1 protein-coding gene is annotated in these 772 nt (G+C 73.2%); it reads right to left on the bottom strand.

What is annotated here, in order from left to right:
• On the bottom strand, positions 1-772 hold a 772-nt coding region (cobA, locus tag EPA64_RS16160), incomplete at both ends, for a uroporphyrinogen-III C-methyltransferase (RefSeq protein ID WP_134727310.1).

The following is a 772-nucleotide window of genomic DNA, read 5'->3' as shown; positions in this document are numbered from 1 at the left end:
CACCACCCGCAACTGCGGCGCCCGTGCGGCGGCGGGCAGCGGCAGGGCCGCGTCGGCGTAAAGCCCGGCCACGCGGCCGATGACGAACAGCACCGGCGCCTCGATGGGATGGGCGGCAAGGTCGGCGGCGATGCGGGCCAAGGTGGACGGCAGCCGCACCTCGCGCGGGGTCGTGGCGTGGCCCACGGCCAGCACCGGCAGGTCGATGGGCAGCCCCTGCGCGATCAGCCGCGCGGCGATCTCGGCCATGTTGGCGGCACCCATATAGACGACCAGCGTCGTGTCGATGTCGGCGAGGCTGGCCCAGTCCAGCTCCAGTTCCGCATCCCGCGCGCGGTGGCCGGTGACATAGCGCACGCCGGTCGCCAGCCCGCGATGCGTCAGCGGCACCCCGGTCGAGGCCGCCGCCCCCTGCGCCGCGGTGATGCCGGGGACGTATGAATACGCGATGCCGGCGGCGGCCAACTCCTCGGCCTCCTCGGACCCGCGGCCGAAGATCAGCGGGTCGCCGCCCTTGAGGCGGGCGACCGTCAGCCCCTCGCGGGCGAGGTCGACCAGCAGCGCGTTGATGCGGTCCTGCGGGACGGAATGAAAGCCCGCGGTCTTGCCGACGCTGATGCGCCGGACGCTGGCCGGGACCAGCGCCATGATCTCGGGGCTGACCAGCCGGTCAAAGACCACCACGTCGGCGTCCTGGATCAGCCGCAGCGCCCGCAGCGTCAATAGATCGGGGTCGCCCGGACCCGCGCCGATAAGGAAGACTTTGCCCGGC

Source organism: Paracoccus luteus (assembly GCF_004522155.1).
Classification (GTDB): Bacteria; Pseudomonadota; Alphaproteobacteria; order Rhodobacterales; family Rhodobacteraceae; genus Paracoccus; species Paracoccus luteus.
The sequence above is the reverse complement of the archived record's forward strand: the minus strand, read 5'-3'. Positions and strand labels throughout refer to the sequence as shown.